The organism is uncultured Bacteroides sp. (assembly GCF_902472605.1).
Taxonomy (GTDB): Bacteria; Bacteroidota; Bacteroidia; order Bacteroidales; family Bacteroidaceae; genus Phocaeicola.
On sequence record NZ_CABROP010000036.1, the window covers coordinates 1 to 16,237 of the forward strand.

At 47.4% G+C, this 16,237-nt stretch carries 14 protein-coding genes; 1 reads left to right on the top strand and 13 read right to left on the bottom strand.

Annotated elements, in window-relative coordinates; all coding sequences use genetic code 11:
* Positions 1–103: 103 nt before the first annotated feature.
* The 5 genes from RDP42_RS09195 to RDP42_RS09215 all read right to left on the bottom strand — a co-directional run bounded on the left by RDP42_RS09195 (position 104) and on the right by RDP42_RS09215 (position 5,602).
* Entirely contained in the window at positions 104–523 is a 420-nt protein-coding gene (locus RDP42_RS09195) for a DUF4925 domain-containing protein (RefSeq protein WP_308763436.1), read from the bottom strand.
* 40 nt (positions 524–563) lie between these two features.
* Positions 564–1,526, bottom strand: coding sequence for a DUF4249 domain-containing protein (locus RDP42_RS09200; RefSeq protein WP_308763437.1), 963 nt, complete (start codon positions 1,524–1,526; stop codon positions 564–566).
* A gap of 15 nt (positions 1,527–1,541) precedes the next feature.
* Positions 1,542–4,028 carry a TonB-dependent receptor domain-containing protein gene (locus tag RDP42_RS09205; protein WP_308763438.1) on the bottom strand — a complete coding sequence of 829 codons (2,487 nt, stop codon included), beginning with the start codon at positions 4,026–4,028 and terminating at the stop codon, positions 1,542–1,544.
* 4 nt (positions 4,029–4,032) lie between these two features.
* Positions 4,033–4,974, bottom strand: a complete 942-nt coding sequence (locus RDP42_RS09210) for a FecR domain-containing protein (protein WP_308763439.1) — start codon at positions 4,972–4,974, stop codon at positions 4,033–4,035.
* A gap of 73 nt (positions 4,975–5,047) precedes the next feature.
* Entirely contained in the window at positions 5,048–5,602 is a 555-nt protein-coding gene (locus tag RDP42_RS09215; protein WP_308763440.1) for an RNA polymerase sigma-70 factor, read from the bottom strand.
* Between the two features lie 275 nt (positions 5,603–5,877).
* Between RDP42_RS09215 and RDP42_RS09220 the strand changes: the two genes are divergently transcribed.
* Positions 5,878–6,369 (top strand): exonuclease domain-containing protein, encoded by a 492-nt coding sequence (locus RDP42_RS09220; RefSeq protein ID WP_308763461.1) that lies wholly within the window; start codon positions 5,878–5,880, stop codon positions 6,367–6,369.
* A 214-nt stretch (positions 6,370–6,583) separates the two neighbouring features.
* On the opposite strand, the gene RDP42_RS09225 is transcribed toward RDP42_RS09220, so the two are convergent.
* Genes RDP42_RS09225 through RDP42_RS09260 form a run of 8 tightly spaced genes read right to left on the bottom strand, consistent with a single transcriptional unit; the run spans position 6,584 to position 16,076 of the window.
* The gene (locus tag RDP42_RS09225; protein WP_308763441.1) at positions 6,584–7,357 is read right to left on the bottom strand and encodes a hypothetical protein; all 774 of its coding nucleotides are present in this window, start codon (positions 7,355–7,357) and stop codon (positions 6,584–6,586) included.
* Between the two features lie 31 nt (positions 7,358–7,388).
* Positions 7,389–8,963: a hypothetical protein gene (locus RDP42_RS09230; RefSeq protein ID WP_308763442.1), complete on the bottom strand. Its 1,575-nt coding sequence runs from the start codon at positions 8,961–8,963 to the stop codon at positions 7,389–7,391.
* 28 nt (positions 8,964–8,991) lie between these two features.
* Positions 8,992–10,011 carry a hypothetical protein gene (locus tag RDP42_RS09235; RefSeq protein WP_308763443.1) on the bottom strand — a complete coding sequence of 340 codons (1,020 nt, stop codon included), beginning with the start codon at positions 10,009–10,011 and terminating at the stop codon, positions 8,992–8,994.
* 18 nt (positions 10,012–10,029) lie between these two features.
* Positions 10,030–10,707, bottom strand: coding sequence for a hypothetical protein (locus tag RDP42_RS09240; protein ID WP_308763444.1), 678 nt, complete (start codon positions 10,705–10,707; stop codon positions 10,030–10,032).
* A 2-nt stretch (positions 10,708–10,709) separates the two neighbouring features.
* On the bottom strand, positions 10,710–11,837 hold the full coding sequence (locus RDP42_RS09245) for a hypothetical protein (RefSeq protein WP_308763445.1): 1,128 nt from the start codon (positions 11,835–11,837) through the stop codon (positions 10,710–10,712).
* Positions 11,834–12,436, bottom strand: a complete 603-nt coding sequence (locus RDP42_RS09250; protein WP_308763446.1) for a hypothetical protein — start codon at positions 12,434–12,436, stop codon at positions 11,834–11,836. Before RDP42_RS09250 ends, RDP42_RS09245 begins: the two co-directional genes overlap by 4 nt.
* A gap of 13 nt (positions 12,437–12,449) precedes the next feature.
* Positions 12,450–15,557, bottom strand: coding sequence for a tubulin-like doman-containing protein (locus RDP42_RS09255; protein ID WP_308763447.1), 3,108 nt, complete (start codon positions 15,555–15,557; stop codon positions 12,450–12,452).
* 24 nt (positions 15,558–15,581) lie between these two features.
* Positions 15,582–16,076, bottom strand: a complete 495-nt coding sequence (locus RDP42_RS09260; protein WP_308763462.1) for a hypothetical protein — start codon at positions 16,074–16,076, stop codon at positions 15,582–15,584.
* Positions 16,077–16,237: the final 161 nt, after the last annotated feature.

The following is a 16,237-nucleotide window of genomic DNA, read 5'->3' on the forward strand; positions in this document are numbered from 1 at the left end:
TCTATCGGATTGGTGTCAACTTCAGTGACGAGCTGCGGAACATTCAGGAAGTGAAGGTAGAAGCAGGGAAATAAAGTAAAATGCGATAGACCTTCTGAAACAACTATTCCATGTTGAACTCGATGTATAGTTTTCCATAAACCACATAACCGGAATAGCTGAACCGGAGCGTTTCATCTACTTGCTGAGTCCCTGCAAACGTTAGACGTACAGATTCTCCTTCTGTTTCCTGAACCAACGTAATTTCTTCGATTTCGACGGATGCATATCCTTCAAAGAGATTATTAAGTACCATGCTTCCGGTCTGCAAGTCTTTGGTATGAAAGGTGACTGAAGCCTTTTCGGACACTTTCTCCCCATTAAGGATTGCCGACAAGTGACAGGCATCGTCGGTAGGCGTATAATTTCCATCCAGATAACTTGTCAGTTCAAACCCTTTGTCCGGCGTATCGTCGCCACAAGAGGTGAAAGTCACGATTGCCATTCCCAAGGCCAATAAGGCCGCTACTAATTTAAATCTCATGATGTTTTTATCTATTTACAATGTTTTTAAAAAGAGTTTTCTATTTGAGGACAGATTTCAAGTCTGCCCGAACCGACCGGCTTTGCACGCCACCTACAATACCGGTTCCGCCTGTGATGTTGGAATAATGAGGAGAAGGTTCTGTCAGTCCGAGGTCTGTCAGACTGCCCTTGACAGATTCCTCATCCGTATTGAAAATACCGGTCAGATAATGATAATAATCTTCCGACAGCGAATAAAGGATGATTTTACGAGGGCGTGAATCATTCGTGTATAAAGGAGCCTTTTCTACGATTTTCAGCGTATAGCGGTTCCCATTGAACAAATCATCCGTAAACGTACGGCCTTCATTCCCATAGATGCCGGTATCCGTTGTGATTCCGTCAATAGACTCCTGCTGCGCCAGAAAGACGTCGTCGTACGAGTAATCAATCGTTTCGGCGGCTATTCCATCACCACTTTCTATTCGGATGAAGTAAAAATTACGCTCCGCCGAAGGGTCGGTAAAAGTAATGTAATAGGTCGCCTCGTACGATTTCCCGTAAGTAACCCCGCCGGGAGCCCAGTACATCTGGTCCGGGTCATCAAAAGTACGGGCCGTCAGTCTGACACCTTCTATGGGTACCGCTTCGGGGATGATTCCCTGTCCGGACACATGCCCGAGGGGACTCTCCGCTTCCAAGCTGATGAGCTCACCGGGCACAGGATGATAATCCGACAGATACATCCGGCTTGTTTCATCGTAGCGCAAGGTTTCCGTAAACCTGCCGTTCACGCACATTCTGACTTCCGCATCCGCCACATTAGTGTCCGTTTCCCGATGGTCGGTAAAGAATACCGTATGGGCTACCTGTACCCGGACAACCGTATCGGGCGAAAGTATGCTGTTAAGCACAAGGGTCGGTTCAGGACGATACTTCTCCAGGTCGATGTCCTTGTAACAGGCTGTCAGCGAGAAGCCGGTCAGTAGCGCCCAAATACTGGGATGAAAATGTATATTCATATAGCGATGTGTCCGTTAGAATTTATAAGTATAAGAGACAGAGGGAATGACGGGAAACAAGGCAAACTGCCGGAATCGGGGAGCCAGCGGTGTACCGTCCATACTCTGTTTCTGGTTGTTCTTCTCTATCATGATGGGGTTCATGCGGGAATAGGCGTTATAGAGCGAAACGTTCCATATCCCTGTCCGTCCGCGTCTTAACGGACGATAGATATTGATACCCACATCCAGCCGGTGATAGGCCGGCAGGCGTACATTGTTTTTCCCTGCATAGTAATCGGGCATCTCCTCATCTTTATGTGGATAAGTGGGGACAATATCCGTAGGATAACCGTCCGGATAAGGATAGTTCTCAAGTGACAGCGTAACCCTGTTCCCGGTCATGAATACCCATCCGGCATTCAGTTCCACCCGTTCGGAGCACTTCCAGGTAGCCGACAAGGTTACCTTATGGCGGTTATCATATTTTGACGGGAAGCGCTTTCCCCCATTCAGGTCAGCAAAGAGCCTGTCGCTCCACATCAGCCCGTAACCGATAAAGCCGTGCAGTTTTCCCATATCGGCTTCTGCCTGAAAATCGACTCCGTAAGCCCTGCCGCTTCCGCTGGTCAGTCTGTCTTCCCAGGAAGCAACCTGTAAATCCTTGTAATCATCCCGGTACTCCAGCAGGTGGTCCATCTTCTTATAATACCCCTCAACGGAGAAAGTGTACTTTTTACCGGGCGACACATACAGACCAATCGAAACCTGCTCGGAAGTCAGCGGCGAGAAGTTCCGGGTAATGGGCAGCCAGTAGTCGGTAGGCAAAGAAATGTAATTGTCGCTTACCTGTTGCACGAACTGGCTCATACGGGCATATCCGGCTTTCAGACTGACCAGCGGGCTCAGCCGGAAATCAGCCGAGACACGGGGCTCGAAAACCTGATATTGCATTCCTTCCACCCGGAAGAAAGAACCGTGCAGTCCGGCATTGAACCGCAACCAGTGGCAAACTTCAAGGTCACCCTCCAGATACGCGTTCCATTCATTGGCAATTACCCGACTTTCGCTGTTCCCGTTTCCCGACGGTAGAGAGGTAGATTCCTGTACCTCCTCTTCCGGTGCATAACGATGGTGTGTGTATTGCGTCCCCAAGCGGATAATGACCCGGTCGGACGGAATAAACGCCAAGGAGGCATCTACACAGAGGTCGTGAATGGCATTTCGGTTCTCGGTTCGCGACCGGCTATTTTCATAGCCGTTCTCACCCTCCCGACCCGATACCGTTTCTACCGTTTTCCTGAAATCAGACTGATAGTGTGTATAAGAAGCCTTCATGTCATATGCGAAAAGGGTATTGATAGGGAGATGCCACTTCAGGGCAGTCAGCATATTCCCCCACCCCAGCCGGTTTTCATTCTTATGGAGATAAGGGTCCGTATCTTCCCCTTCACCCGAAAAGCGATGTTCCCCCATCTTGAGACGGTCATGCCCATAATATCCCAGCAAGGAAAGTGTTCCGAAACGCCCCAACCGATGGTCAAGTTTCAGATTGAAATCCGTGAAATTGTAACCGGCTATGACTTTCTCGCCGGATTTCTTTTTCGAGGCGTTGATGATAGCCAGTGCCGGTACGGAAACCAGTTCCAACCAGGAACGCCTGAGCGCGACAAACAGGGAAGTCCGGTCCTTCACCAACGGACCGGAGAAACTGACATTGGCCGATGTCAGTCCCACCGTAAAGTTTCCATGCCAGCTTTTATAATCTCCGCTTTTCATCGAAAGATCCGTCACACTGGAGAGCCTTCCCCCGTAACGTGCCGGGAAAGCACTCTTATAGAACGTCAGGTGACTGACCGCATCGGCATTAAAAGGAGAAAACAATCCACCCAGGTGATTGGTCTGATAAATGGGACATCCGTCGATAAGAAACAGGTTCTCATCATTTTCCCCTCCCCGGACGAACATACCGGCAAACCCTTCCGTACCGGCAGACACTCCGGGCTGCAGTTGAAGTGCCTTGATGACGTCCGGTTCTCCCAAAAGCGTCGGTACGCTTCGGATAGCGTTGTCATCCATCACCGTCATTCCCATTTGCGGGTTCCGGAGCCTGTCGATGCGAGGGGCTGTCTTCACCACTTCCTGCATGTAGAAACTACGCACGGTATCTTTCGCAACCGGGGCCGACTGTTCCTTTGAGACAGAAGGTGATTGCGTTCGTTTCTTGACAATCAGCTGGTTTCCATGCTTCACAAACAGAAGTCCGTATTTTTCTGAAGCATCCTTCAGAATAACATCCAGAGGCTTTTTCTGATAGTCTAAACGGATTCTCCGGCTGTTTTTCAGGTCAGATTCCTTATAGGCAATCCGGCAACCGGTCTTTTCCCTGACCAGTTCCAGAAATCCGGAGGCATCATACGTCCCCTCAATGGAGAAGACAGCCTGTGCCGAATGTTGGGCATACAGGGTGCTTCCAACCATAAAAGCCAACAGGCAGAACAATAAAAACAGTTTGGTCTTCATCGTGTTATTCGTGTTTTATACTGAGAATGATTGTATGGTCATGGCCGGTTCTCCAAGTAAGGTGTTCATCCAGTACGCAAAGGGTTTCCAACACTTCCTTGACGGTGGCCGTCGAATCAAATTCGAGGGTGTACTTTTCTTCCGAAACACCTTCCAGTTTTATCGGAATATTGAACTTCCGCTCCAGCGAGTGTCTGATTTCCTCCAGACTCGCATTCCGGAAGTACAGGTAAGGCGGCTTTCGCGCAGAAATGTGTATCTGGTGTGTGGTCTTGTCATATACCAAATATTCGCCGGGATGCAATACGTGTGAGTGGAAACTTTCTGCCGGGTTTACTTCAACCGCCCCCGTTTGCAGATACACGGCAGCCTGTCCGTCCTCCGGATAATCATCCACACAAAACCGGGTACCGAGCACCCTTGTGGTCAGATTTGGAGCGTTCACGATAAAGGGCTTGTCTGCATGATGGACTACATTGAACCAGGCTTCCCCTTTCAGCCTAACCCGACGGACAGTATCCTCAAAAGCTTGCTGAAAGGCAATTTCTGAAGAAGGATTCAAACGGACCAGGGAACCGTCGGGTAAAGTAACGGTTTTCGACTCTCCTTTTCCGGTTGTCACCGTTTGTATAAGGGAAGTTTCTGTGGAGTTCCATAGCCAGAAAGAAACGGCCAGCACGCAAATCAGGAAAGAGGCGGCATAGCCGTACCTGTACCAGTGGCGGCTTCTGCTCCTGAAACCCAGCCGACCGGAAATCCTTTTCCATCCGTCTTTCATTTCCCGACCATCGGACACGGCCTCCGCTTCATTCCAGTAACGGAGCAATGCCTCCTCCTTCGCTTCCGCATTTTCATCCTCACAGAGCCAGCGCTGGATTCTTCTCTCCAGTTTCTGAGGGTATCGGCGATGGACATATCGTCTGATAATTTCGTGAATGTAATTCATAAGTTTTTCTGTTTTCTACAATCAAGTACAAACATTTCCGTCCATACTCACTTCCATGGCACAGTTTTTTAACTTATGATAACATGCAGAACAGAAAAATCACGTAGGCAGTGACGGCCTGTCTGATTTCCTTCAAAGCCAGACTGATCTGGTTCTCCACACTTCTTTTGCTGATTCCCAACGTGCCGGCTATTTCTTCATTGCTCACCCCCTGCTCCCGGCTCATCCGATAAATGCGCTGCCGCTGTGCAGGCATTTCCGAAACGACCATTTCTATGAGCAGACGAATTTCCTTGGCGAAAAGCGTATCTTCTACCGTCATGTCGGAACCTATATCCGTGTGCATGTCTTCTATCGGCTCCGATGTGACAGACAATTCTTTTTTCAAATAATTAATGGCCGCATGACGCGAAGCGACAAAAAGATAGTTCTGCAAATTTCGTGAAACATCCAGCGTCTTCCGGTTAAGCCAAAGACTGACAAATACATCCTGTGCCAAATCTTGGGCTGTCTCCCGCCTTTTGATAATGCCCGTGATAAAAGTCACCACTCTCGAATAATAATTCTGATAGAGTTGCTTGAAGGCATATTCATTATCCTGCTGTATCTGAAAAATTAAATTATCCATTGGAACCTGTCGCACATGTTAGAAAATCAAATTCTCAGCAAAGTTACAATAAAATCACCGATCTTGGATACGATGCGCAGCCTATGTATTATTCTATACTCTCCGCAAGTGGTATTCCGATATAACACAGGGGCCATCGGCAACTGGAACTTCCCGGGCAAGGAAGAATATCTGCAGTCAAGGGAGGATCATCGGCAGACACACAAAAATCAGCGCCCGGACGGAAAAGTATGGACAAATTCTATGTACCTTTGTATCCAAACCAACGAAAAAACATGGAAAACTTTGCCGCCATCGATTTTGAGACTGCCAACGGGGCCCGCAGCTCGGTATGCAGCGTGGGCGTGGTGGTGGTGCGCCACGGAGAAATCACCGACACGTTCTACTCGCTCATCCAGCCGGAGCCCAACTACTACAGCCGTTTCTGCACGCAAGTGCACGGACTCACCCGCGAGAATACCGACTGCGCACCCGTGTTCAGCCAGGTATGGGCACAGGTGGCCCCACTGATTGAGGGACTCCCCCTCGTGGCCCACAACAAGGCGTTCGACGAGAGCTGCCTGAAAGCCGTCTTCCGGGTCTACCAGATGGACTATCCCGACTATGATTTCTATGACACGCTGGGTCCCTCCCGCCGCGCTTTCCCGTGGGCGGAGAACCACCAGCTGCACACCGTGGCCGCCCTCTGCGGATACGACCTGAAACAACATCACCATGCCCTGGCCGATGCCGAAGCCTGCGCGTGGATTGCCAGAGAAATTTTGTAACCTTCCACACGGAGCTCTAACCAGCAGCAGGGAATCAGAAAAAGAACATATCCCCCAACCACATGAGTCTAACAGAAAAAGTCCAACCTAAAGGAATAGGACGAAAAAAGCCCGCCATTCTGTCGACTTTACAATGGCGGGCCCTTCCTATCAACAAGTATCTTGTTACTTATTGTTTCAACATCAATTTTATCCAATAAATCAAATTAAGCCATTACACATTTATATCATCAGGAAGATCCACATCCTCCAGAGAATCCCCTTCTGTCTTGGACGCAAGAAGTTCAGCTCTCACATCAGCTGCACTTTTCGTGATTTCCTCACATTCCGTGAAATTTATCCCATCGACATCCGACAAATCGGCCGCCGCGTCCAACGGGAAACCTTCTTCCGTGAAGGTATTCTGATAAGCACTCAATACCTTCTTGCACTCTTTCATCAATTTAACCTGTTTCTTCACGGCCTTGATATCATTCATAGAAGCCAACATTCCGGCAGCAGCACCTACACCGGCTCCTATCCAGGCACCTTTTTTCGATCCACCTAATTTTTTGCCTAACAGTCCTCCCGCAGTGGCTCCACCACCTACCTTCAATAGAATGAAGGCTCCTGATTTCAGCGCAGAATTCAGATGCTTCTTGGCTGTGTTAGCCGCACACACATTTCCGTTTTTATCGATCAACAGAAACTTATACCGCGTGGTGCCGTCTTCATTGACAATCGCATTGCCTAAAGAATCGGTCTCTATGACTTTTTTTACAGAATAAAAAGGGGCATTCTCCAAAAATTCTTTTGCGGAAATGCTATCTTTCTCAGCGTTCTGTTCCGTCGATTCTTTGCTTGTATCGCCATTAACCGCTTTGGTGACAGATTCCACCTTTTCTGCTGCATTCTTTAATTTTTTCAGAAAACTTTGGGCTGAGACATTTGCTGAACAAAAAAAGGCCAGCGACATCCAAATGACCCCTTTAAATAAAAAATTCTTCATAATAATATATTTTTAAATTAACAAACGGTCATTACTTTACATACATTTTCAGACGGAACTGCTTTTCCATATACGTTCCTTGAGCCTGCTGCATCAGCTCGGCGATGGTCATATATTTAATTTTAATCTTGCCATCTTTTGTCGGACGGAACAACAACCCTTGCGGAAGCTCTGTTCTATCCAGTTCAATTTCAACCAAGCCCTTCTCGTCTGAAGCCCCAACTTGAGTGTAATCCACCCCATTTCTCTCCAATAGTTTTTCAAATCTTTTATCGGAAGAGAAAGTGTTGGAAGAAACCGACGACACTCCTTTATAGGCCCAAACTTCCACTCCCGGAATTTTATTGCCTTCCTGCAATGTTTTCCACTCCACAATCGTGAACTTTATTTTCAGCGGCATCCCTGAAAGCAGATTCTTCATCCGTTCAATGCGTGTCCGATAGAAATCATCTGGATTATATGCATTTACCATCTCCATGAATTCCACCGCAGCCGAAGCATAGCGCGCCACTTCTTCCTGAGTGGCATTTCCATTTTTCTTTAACTCAGCTATTTTTTTGATGGCACCCGCTGCCAACCGCTCGTACAGCATGCAAGAATCGCATTGTGCGATTGATTCCCGAATAGCCGGACGCAAAGTGGCAATCACATCTTCCGAATTCCAGGCATCTTCATAAGCCAAACGGGCTTCTTTGTATTTTCGCATGCCAAACAGTCTTCCGCCTTCATTCATAAAGGCACTACACTGGGTTACATATACATCTTTCTCAACCACGATAGGAAGCACCGCATAACATTTCTTGGCACGAGGTCCCAGGTCTCCTACTTCCACCGTCAGCCAGTTTGTTCCAGCCGCATGTATGCCGATGTTTGTCATCTGCTTGAAGCTATTGGCCAGGCTGTCCTTTTCCACTTCAAGCTTATCCAGCAAGTCCCACTCTGCATCCGGAGCTTCGGCCATATTATCCACCTTGTTTTTCTGGGCCGTATATTCCTGTTCGGTCTTTTCAACAAGGTTTCTTGCCTCAGTCAGGGAAATGATCGGAATTTTGACTGTCACGATTGAGATGTTCGGATCAGCCGTACTGACCTTGCTCTCAACCACTGCATGCAGGTCTGGATGACACTCCACTTTCAGATCTTTTATGGTAGTTGACAATTCCAGTACCGCAAAGTTTGCATCCAAATACGCATCGTTCGACTGGGTTTGCTCATCTTTCCATATAGGGTTCTGCACTTCCTCCACACGATAGGCAATCAGGAAATCCGGCTTCACCGCCTGCACCAGCTCCGTTTTATATACACTTCCCCGTCGGCTTATCTCCAATTTGGGCGTACGGGTTTCTCCGGCGTGAATGATGACGCAATATTCAAAATACCCGTCCGGACGTTCGCCTACCAGCCTTATGGACTTATTCTTGACATTCGGAAGGGCTATCACCAAATCTTTATGCTTGGACAACAGGATGACTCCTCCGTCACCCGCCAAATCTTCAAAACGGTCTTCCTCCACGCACCGACTATGTGAAATATATTGTGTCTGCGCATGCAATGCGCAAACACACAGAATCATCCACGTAGCTAAAATATATCTAAACGTATTCATAGTCTACATTATCATTTATTCTTCCATTCTATAAATCAAAGGCACCCAACGTAGAGATGTCATCATCCGGCTGCTGGCGTACACCGCCCACCCATTCCGGCTGCCATGTACGTACATGGATAATCGGGTCTCTGCCATCTTCAGGAAATTCCCATAACAAGAACAGATATCCTTCGTCACTGTAATTGCTGGAATTCCATTCCTGGCGCAGACGCACACCATATTTGGTGGGGTCGACGGTAGAACGAGTAATGCCGGCACATCCCCCGGTTTCACCGTTGTCACCAATTTCACTGAACTTCACATTAATCCATTTGTTGCGTTTAAACGCCTTTTTCAGGTTGCGGATATATTGCTCCTTCGTCTGCTTGGTGTATTCCACCTTTTGGTGCAGCCCTCCAAAGTCATCATTCTTACGCACCGTAATGACTTTTCCCGTAATGATCAGCGCGTCATCGCTGAATATTTTTTCGATATAATCAGAGTCTCGCTGGTTGTATGCCGTACGGAAGCGTTCAATATACTGCATAATAATCATTTGCTTTTCTTTTTCTACCACGCTGCCGCATTTTTCCATGCTCTCTGCCATATGTGCGTCAAGTGCCAAACGGAAATCGGTGATTCTACCGTTTGCGTCAAATTCAATGACGGCCTCCTGATACGTGCCGACCCCAAAGTTCTCGCCTTCTGGAGTGATAATCAGAGGGATATGACTGACCATCATCGTGCCATCCTTGAATACCCAGCAGCGTTCCACCACTTCTTCGTCGTCACAATAAAACGGTGTGACAGCCCATAGCCGCAGCAAGGACCTCAAGGAAAATTCGTCCATCGGGAATCCTCTTGTGGTCAATATTGTCTTTGCCTGTTGGGCCCGATTTATTTCAGTCAGGACAACACCCAGATTATATTCTGCCCTGCTCAAGGCAGCCGGACGGCCAACTCCTTCATCCACAGTCAACGTCACGGTCACCGCCTTCATCTGGCCTACACTGCATAGGCACATGGAAATAAGTGCAATAAATGCACATACCAATCTTCTTCTCATATCAATAAATTTGTGTTTTTATAATTCTACTCCAATCGCCCCACAACCACTATAGTTCTTCACGCTATCCGGCTTATTCGTCTTGATGTTCTTCCTGTCGGGTTCCGGGGTAAGCGTTGCTACCACTTTCCCCTCCCGGTTGTAGATGATCAGATAGCATTTATCCGGATTAGCCAGCGAAGCATAACGGCCGTAATTCTTTATCTTACCTTCATTTTTCGCTTGCTTGACCATCGCCGCCATATCTCCATATTGGGTACAGGCTGCAATTTCTGCCACGATTTCCGGCAACGTCTCTTTCATGGATTCCTCAACCGGAGGAAGCGACTGATTGGAGATGATTACTGCATTTTCCGTTGGCAATATATCATTCTTCTTTACGTAAAGAAACGAACGATACATATTACTGCCCCGGGGCATGGACAGCATGGTCCACAACTCTTTCCGGTTATTCACAACCAGATTGGGGCTCTTTTTCAGTTTCCGCTGCGTAGCCACCCACTTATTGATTTCCTCATACAACTTGCTTTCCGCATAACTCCGTGCATCGGCTTCGGTGGGAGCAGTAGACTCAGCATAAATGTACTGGCTGCTCTTTTTAATCTTGTTAATCTGTTTTTTCACCTCATCGGTCTGGTCAGCAAACAAAGAGAAAAGAGGTAGCCAAGCTAATATAAAAGCAAATAGATAGTTCATTTTCACGGCTCATTCTGTTTAAGGTTCTCAATAAAAAATTTCTCTGTAATATTCTGCAAAGGGGTATAGACATAAATCTTCCCTTTTACTTTATCTTCTCCTCCCTCCAAAATGTGGAAAGGAAACTCCAGGCTAATGGTATGGTTATATGCCATTTTTACGTTCACGGCAAAAAGCGTCACAGAAGCCTTCTCATTCGTACGACTCTTGACACCTAAATAGAGCATGCAATTTTCGGCACGAAAATAAGCGAGAAGCTGCTGCAAAGTCACCTCGATTTCAGACTTCAAGTAACCATACTTGTCAATCGTCAGCTGCATAGGAATACTTCTATGAAAACATCCTGTAAGTAGAACATTGCTGACACTGCGCAAAGGCTTCGAGGAATCTAACAGAAGTTTCATGTCGGTCTCACTTCCTTGCAAATACAAGTCCGAGCGTATCTGATTGCTCAAATAACAACCCTTACTGATTATCCATACACTGTCGGCCCGCGACCGGGTTGCGTTTTTCCATATCTCCTGCCATTCGTCTTCCACCGGCTCAGCAGACATACGTTGCACGTCACGTTCGAAAATATGTTCCAGTTCCACCGCATCCGTTCCCAGGAAAAGCTGGTAATCGGCCGGAATCACCATACATACCTTCTGATTGTTCTTCTCCCAGCTGACTGTATACCTTCGGCGTTCCACCTCATCAATCACACAGCCCATTTCAGGAGTCCGTTGGGCAATCATCGATGCATTACCTTCAATGAAGGTCAGCCGTTTGCGCGCCGCTTCCTCTTCTTTGTCTATATCTTTCCGCGGCACATCCTGCTCCAACGCGTAACGCTCTATAAAATCAAGCAAAGGGCGAGCTGCATGACCTGCCGCCCACTGGGTATCGAACAACTTATAGCCGATGTGCGAAACATCCCCCAGCATATTGGTCCGTATGCGCAAAGTCTTTCCCCTGAATTGCCATGTGGAATCATTATCCACATTTACACCCAAGGAATCAGGCAAGTTCAGATTCAGCGCAGTCGAAAGTCTTTCCAAACAGCGGGTATAGAACGATGGGGCCGCATCCGCCTCTAAAGCGAATGCCGCCACCATCATCCATGCTGCTATATGGAAGGACTTTTTCATGGTTTCACAGCCGTTTCATTTCCGTCATGTTTCCAGTAACCGATTCCACTGATTTTCCCGTCACGGAATTCTCCTTCGAACGTATCGCCAGGATTGGCCACAAAGTCTTTTGAAGACACAATCTTCTGACTTCTCTTATAAGTCAAAGTGCCATATCCGTGGGGCTTTCCATTCTTCAAATCACCGGTATAAATGGCATATCCCAAGTCCACCGTGCCTTTTCCAGTAATTGGTGCAGATTTCTTTACCTTTGGCTCAGCAGGCACCTCTTCCTCCGGTTTCACTGAATCTGTCTTCACTGAATCGTCCGGAAGTGGATTCACCACTGTATCTACCGGAGGCTCCTGAGGCTCAGCCGACTTATCACTGGTCATATAATAATAACCGCCACCTCCCAGAGCCAGGACCAGAACCACACCGCCAATAATCATTGCCATCTTACCACCGCCAGAGCCACCAGGGCCAGTGCCTGTGGTCTTTTTCTCCTTCAAGGGTTGATGACACAGCGGGCATTCAAATTCACTTCCGGGTTCAACTTCTATTTCTTTCTTATAGTTTTCGCAATCAATGTTCACGCAAACTCCTTTTTTCTTTGCCATAGTCTTTCGTTTTTTAGTCAAACTTCAAATCATTGTCACATAAATTCTCTGCTGCCTTGTTAAAGGCCACAAATTCCGGATTATTGTCATTTCCACCCAAGAGTGGCAACAATACATTATCGAGGGTCTCGCCCATCTTCAGCATCAACTGGTTCTTCTTTTCTACATGCTTATAGTTTGTATCCAGTTCGGTCTGTACAGCTTTTTTCAGGGCTTCCGCATCCATCGCACGACTCATCTTACACAATTCATTCAGGGTCTCAATCATGTCGTTTCCAACCGGAATCCAACGGCTGACACGTCCCATGCGGTTTTTCTCACCGGCAAAACACATGGTTTTCACACCCGTTTCCACGTCTTCACGCTCTACCAGAAGGCCATCCAAGGCATAAGCCAGTAGCACAACTGGACGCAGGCGTTTCTTCAAATCGCTTGCATCCAATGCAAACAATCCCGGCAAAGCCTTGGAGAAAGATTCTGTATGTACCACCATGCGGTTGACCTCGCTGCGTACCAGTATGTCATATTTTTCTTTCAGCACACGCACATTGTCCACATAGCGCAACGGGAAACCGCTGTGCGCCGTAATCACGACAATCTGATTGCTCTTGAAGTTTACAGAGACATCATTATCTTTGTTGAACGGGATTTTTCCACTTTCCCCAAAGTCCTTGATAAAATCGTTGCGGAAAGTATCGTCGTCTTCGTACAGAGGCAAAGAAAGCTGGATGATCTTCTGATGATTTGCAGCGGTTTCAGGACTTCCCTTTCCTTCTTCCGACCCGTTGAACGGCAAGAAGCTTTGTGCGGCATTGTAAATCTCCTTGATGAAGCGTTTGCGCTTGTCGGGAGTGCTGCAATCCGTATTTCTCAACTTGTCCAGAATATTCACATTCACCAAGCGCTGGTTTATGTTCTTCAGCGAGTAGTCGTCCATCTCTTTCCGGGCACTTTCAATGCAAATCTTCAGTGTGATTTCCTGCAAAGCCGAAACGTTGATTTTCTTTCCCAGACTGGCAAATCCCACATTGGTCGTACCCAGAGATTCCACGATGCTGGCCCGCAAGCTGCTGGCATACGCCTTCTGATTGGCCTGATTCTTGAGGAATCCGCGCACCGTGTCACGCACCAGCTTCGGATCGTACTCCTTCACTACCTCACTGGTCATGCTGCTGTTTTCCGCATCGCTCAGCTTGCACTTTTCTTCAGCCTGCTTCTTCATGCTGTCGGCAAACTCAGACAGCACCTTCATGAAAGGCTCTACGCTGTTATTGTTCAACAGTGTCAGCATATTGATGACTTCCGACATCAGTTTCACGGCATAGCCATAAGCCGCAATGGAGGTAGCCACCGTGAGCTGTTCACGCTTGGCATCGGCAAACCGTCCGAACGTCTTGGCCGATGCATTCGTAATCGCATCTTTCAGCCAGCCGATATTGTTCCAATCGGCACGGATTTCTTCGAGCTGTTCTGCCAAGTCTTCATTCAGGTAAGTAGTACGTTTGGTAATCTTCGACTTGAAGCCCTCAATACGTTCCGTACATTTGCTTATCAAGACAGCAATATATTTATGTACCTCGATGATGGACATCTCCCCATTCTTCCATTTTGCAAACAGGTTATTCTCTATGCGCCGGCATATTTCTTCGGCAAATCCCGGAATCTGAGTTTCATAATCGAAATAGAATTTCTTGACACCGCATCCACGGTACATCGAATCGAAGAACTTCTCACAAAGCTGGTTGAATTCTTCATACCATTCTTTCTTCTGACATTCGGCCTGCACGTCTTGCTTGTAACGGTCTACATAGAACTCCCATCCTTGCACGATCGGTTTCCAGTTGGTCACATGTTTTTCAATGGAAGGCAACGGCTTGCTCAATGTAAGATAATCGTCGGACAACAGGTTGGCTTCCTTTTCAGCGTCTTTATCCACATCGTGGATGAACGTCTTTCCTACCATGTCTTCCGTACATTCGATGTAGCCGCGCGCCTCATCCCACAATCCATACAACATCTGCATGGAAGCCTGCCGCGCAAAATTATAGGCTCCATATTCTACCACTTCCGTTTCGGGATACTCAATCCGTTTCACCCCAAAGGTCATGAAGCGGCGGCTGCGTACAGGTTCGCCTGTCTCATTGTTCTCCGGCAAAAGGCCGTTGTTCTCATTGGTCTCCAGACGAGCCATTTTTCCGCCACTCTGCATGGAAGAAGCCACAATCTTCTGGAACAGGAAATCACCCACGATTCCCGGCAGCACCTTATGGATGTTCACTTCCTTGCCGGCTTCATTCACATTGGTGTACAGATAAGCCATATCAAAGGCATCCTGCCCCTTCAGCAGGCGACGTACGTTACCATATTCATCGGTATTGCCCTTCACATCCGTCGGATAATATCGGCCTACCGACATGGCGTTGAGTTCCAGCAAAGCAGCATAACCGTTCGGCTGGTAATAGCGGTTGCTGTCTTCGCCTCCCGGAATCTGAATGATTTTCTCCGGCACGTAAAGATACAGCTGGATTTTAAACTTCGAACGGTCGTCTCCCGTACGCTGGAATTCATTACGAATCTGAGCCACCGCATCCACAATGGAACCTGAACCTGTTCCCCCACCGAGTCCTGCACAGATATGGAAGGTCACATCGTCCACATCTTCTTTCTCTTTCAAGGCACGCACACGGGCATGTACCTGCCCGACAAATGTATTCTGGGGCAGACCACACATGTTATTGGCAATCAACATTCGCCCGAAACGACGACGCTGGCCTCCAATACCTTCACTGATAATGGCCCCGATGCCTTCCTTCAGCATCGCCTCATCCTTGCGGTTGATAAAAGCATTGATGCCCGGATACTGGTCAAGATTACTCAACACTCCCGAACCGATTCCGTTGATAGACAAACGCTGGGCCGGAGAGAGCTGAACAGACACACCTAATGTCTGCCAGTATTCTTCATTGTTCAAATCGGCCAGACTTGAATCGACATACAAATATTCTATATTAGCACTGCCTGCCGGATCATTTGAGCGAAACTCTTCATAAATACGTTTGCGCAAGGCACGCAAGACAGAGCCTCCCGTTCCTCCTAATCCAATAACTAAATGATTTGACATAGTAATTAATTTTTTAGTTTATATTTAATCATCATAATGTCTTCTTCTGCGTCCTGCCCCAGAATATCTATGGGAATAACTTCTACGTGTCACGCGTTCCATCGACTTGATTACGACGAAAGCACCGATCACTACAAAGAACAAACTCCAACCTATGCGGCGGAGTATAAAATGATTCATTACCGAACGCAGTTCCCCTGCCATTGCCGAAGCAATCGTTTCCGGCGTATGACCTGAAAAATCGGCCAAGTTCACAAAGTAGCCCACCAGCGGCCATTGGTCCATAATCTGTTCCAATATGATCTGACTTTCCGCTTGATTATATACGGTCTCGACAGGAGCATCCTTCACCCAGTCGTTGATGGCATATTCCACCTCATTGCAATAAGATTTAATGGTTACCGCTCCACAAAGCAAAACCGCCTGGAACGAAAGAAAGAAGAATAGGATCACCCCCACAATGTAACTTATCGGTGTGAACGTGCTGTCACGACGCCAAGACCGAATCAAGACAAACATCAACAATATCCCTGCTACTGTGAGAAGAACACCCAGAAACAGATTACCAATAGAATATCTGATAATATGAAATAAAACACCCATGTTTTTCCTAGCTTTTAGATAATACAACAAAGTCAATCTCCACAAATATATAAATTTTTTCACAAAACATACATTCC

Excerpts from the sequence above, each read along its gene's own strand:
- RDP42_RS09200 (WP_308763437.1), bottom strand. The coding sequence starts at position 1,526 with ATGAATATACATTTTCATCCCAGTATTTGGGCGCTACTGACCGGCTTC.
- RDP42_RS09225 (WP_308763441.1), bottom strand. The coding sequence starts at position 7,357 with ATGAAGAATTTTTTATTTAAAGGGGTCATTTGGATGTCGCTGGCCTTT.
- RDP42_RS09255 (WP_308763447.1), bottom strand. The coding sequence starts at position 15,557 with ATGTCAAATCATTTAGTTATTGGATTAGGAGGAACGGGAGGCTCTGTC.
- RDP42_RS09195 (WP_308763436.1), bottom strand. The coding sequence starts at position 523 with ATGAGATTTAAATTAGTAGCGGCCTTATTGGCCTTGGGAATGGCAATC.
- RDP42_RS09205 (WP_308763438.1), bottom strand. The coding sequence starts at position 4,028 with ATGAAGACCAAACTGTTTTTATTGTTCTGCCTGTTGGCTTTTATGGTT.
- RDP42_RS09240 (WP_308763444.1), bottom strand. The coding sequence starts at position 10,707 with ATGAACTATCTATTTGCTTTTATATTAGCTTGGCTACCTCTTTTCTCT.
- RDP42_RS09235 (WP_308763443.1), bottom strand. The coding sequence starts at position 10,011 with ATGAGAAGAAGATTGGTATGTGCATTTATTGCACTTATTTCCATGTGC.
- RDP42_RS09250 (WP_308763446.1), bottom strand. The coding sequence starts at position 12,436 with ATGGCAAAGAAAAAAGGAGTTTGCGTGAACATTGATTGCGAAAACTAT.
- RDP42_RS09245 (WP_308763445.1), bottom strand. The coding sequence starts at position 11,837 with ATGAAAAAGTCCTTCCATATAGCAGCATGGATGATGGTGGCGGCATTC.
- RDP42_RS09210 (WP_308763439.1), bottom strand. The coding sequence starts at position 4,974 with ATGAATTACATTCACGAAATTATCAGACGATATGTCCATCGCCGATAC.
- RDP42_RS09215 (WP_308763440.1), bottom strand. The coding sequence starts at position 5,602 with ATGGATAATTTAATTTTTCAGATACAGCAGGATAATGAATATGCCTTC.
- RDP42_RS09260 (WP_308763462.1), bottom strand. The coding sequence starts at position 16,076 with ATGTTTGTCTTGATTCGGTCTTGGCGTCGTGACAGCACGTTCACACCG.
- RDP42_RS09230 (WP_308763442.1), bottom strand. The coding sequence starts at position 8,963 with ATGAATACGTTTAGATATATTTTAGCTACGTGGATGATTCTGTGTGTT.
- RDP42_RS09220 (WP_308763461.1), top strand. The coding sequence starts at position 5,878 with ATGGAAAACTTTGCCGCCATCGATTTTGAGACTGCCAACGGGGCCCGC.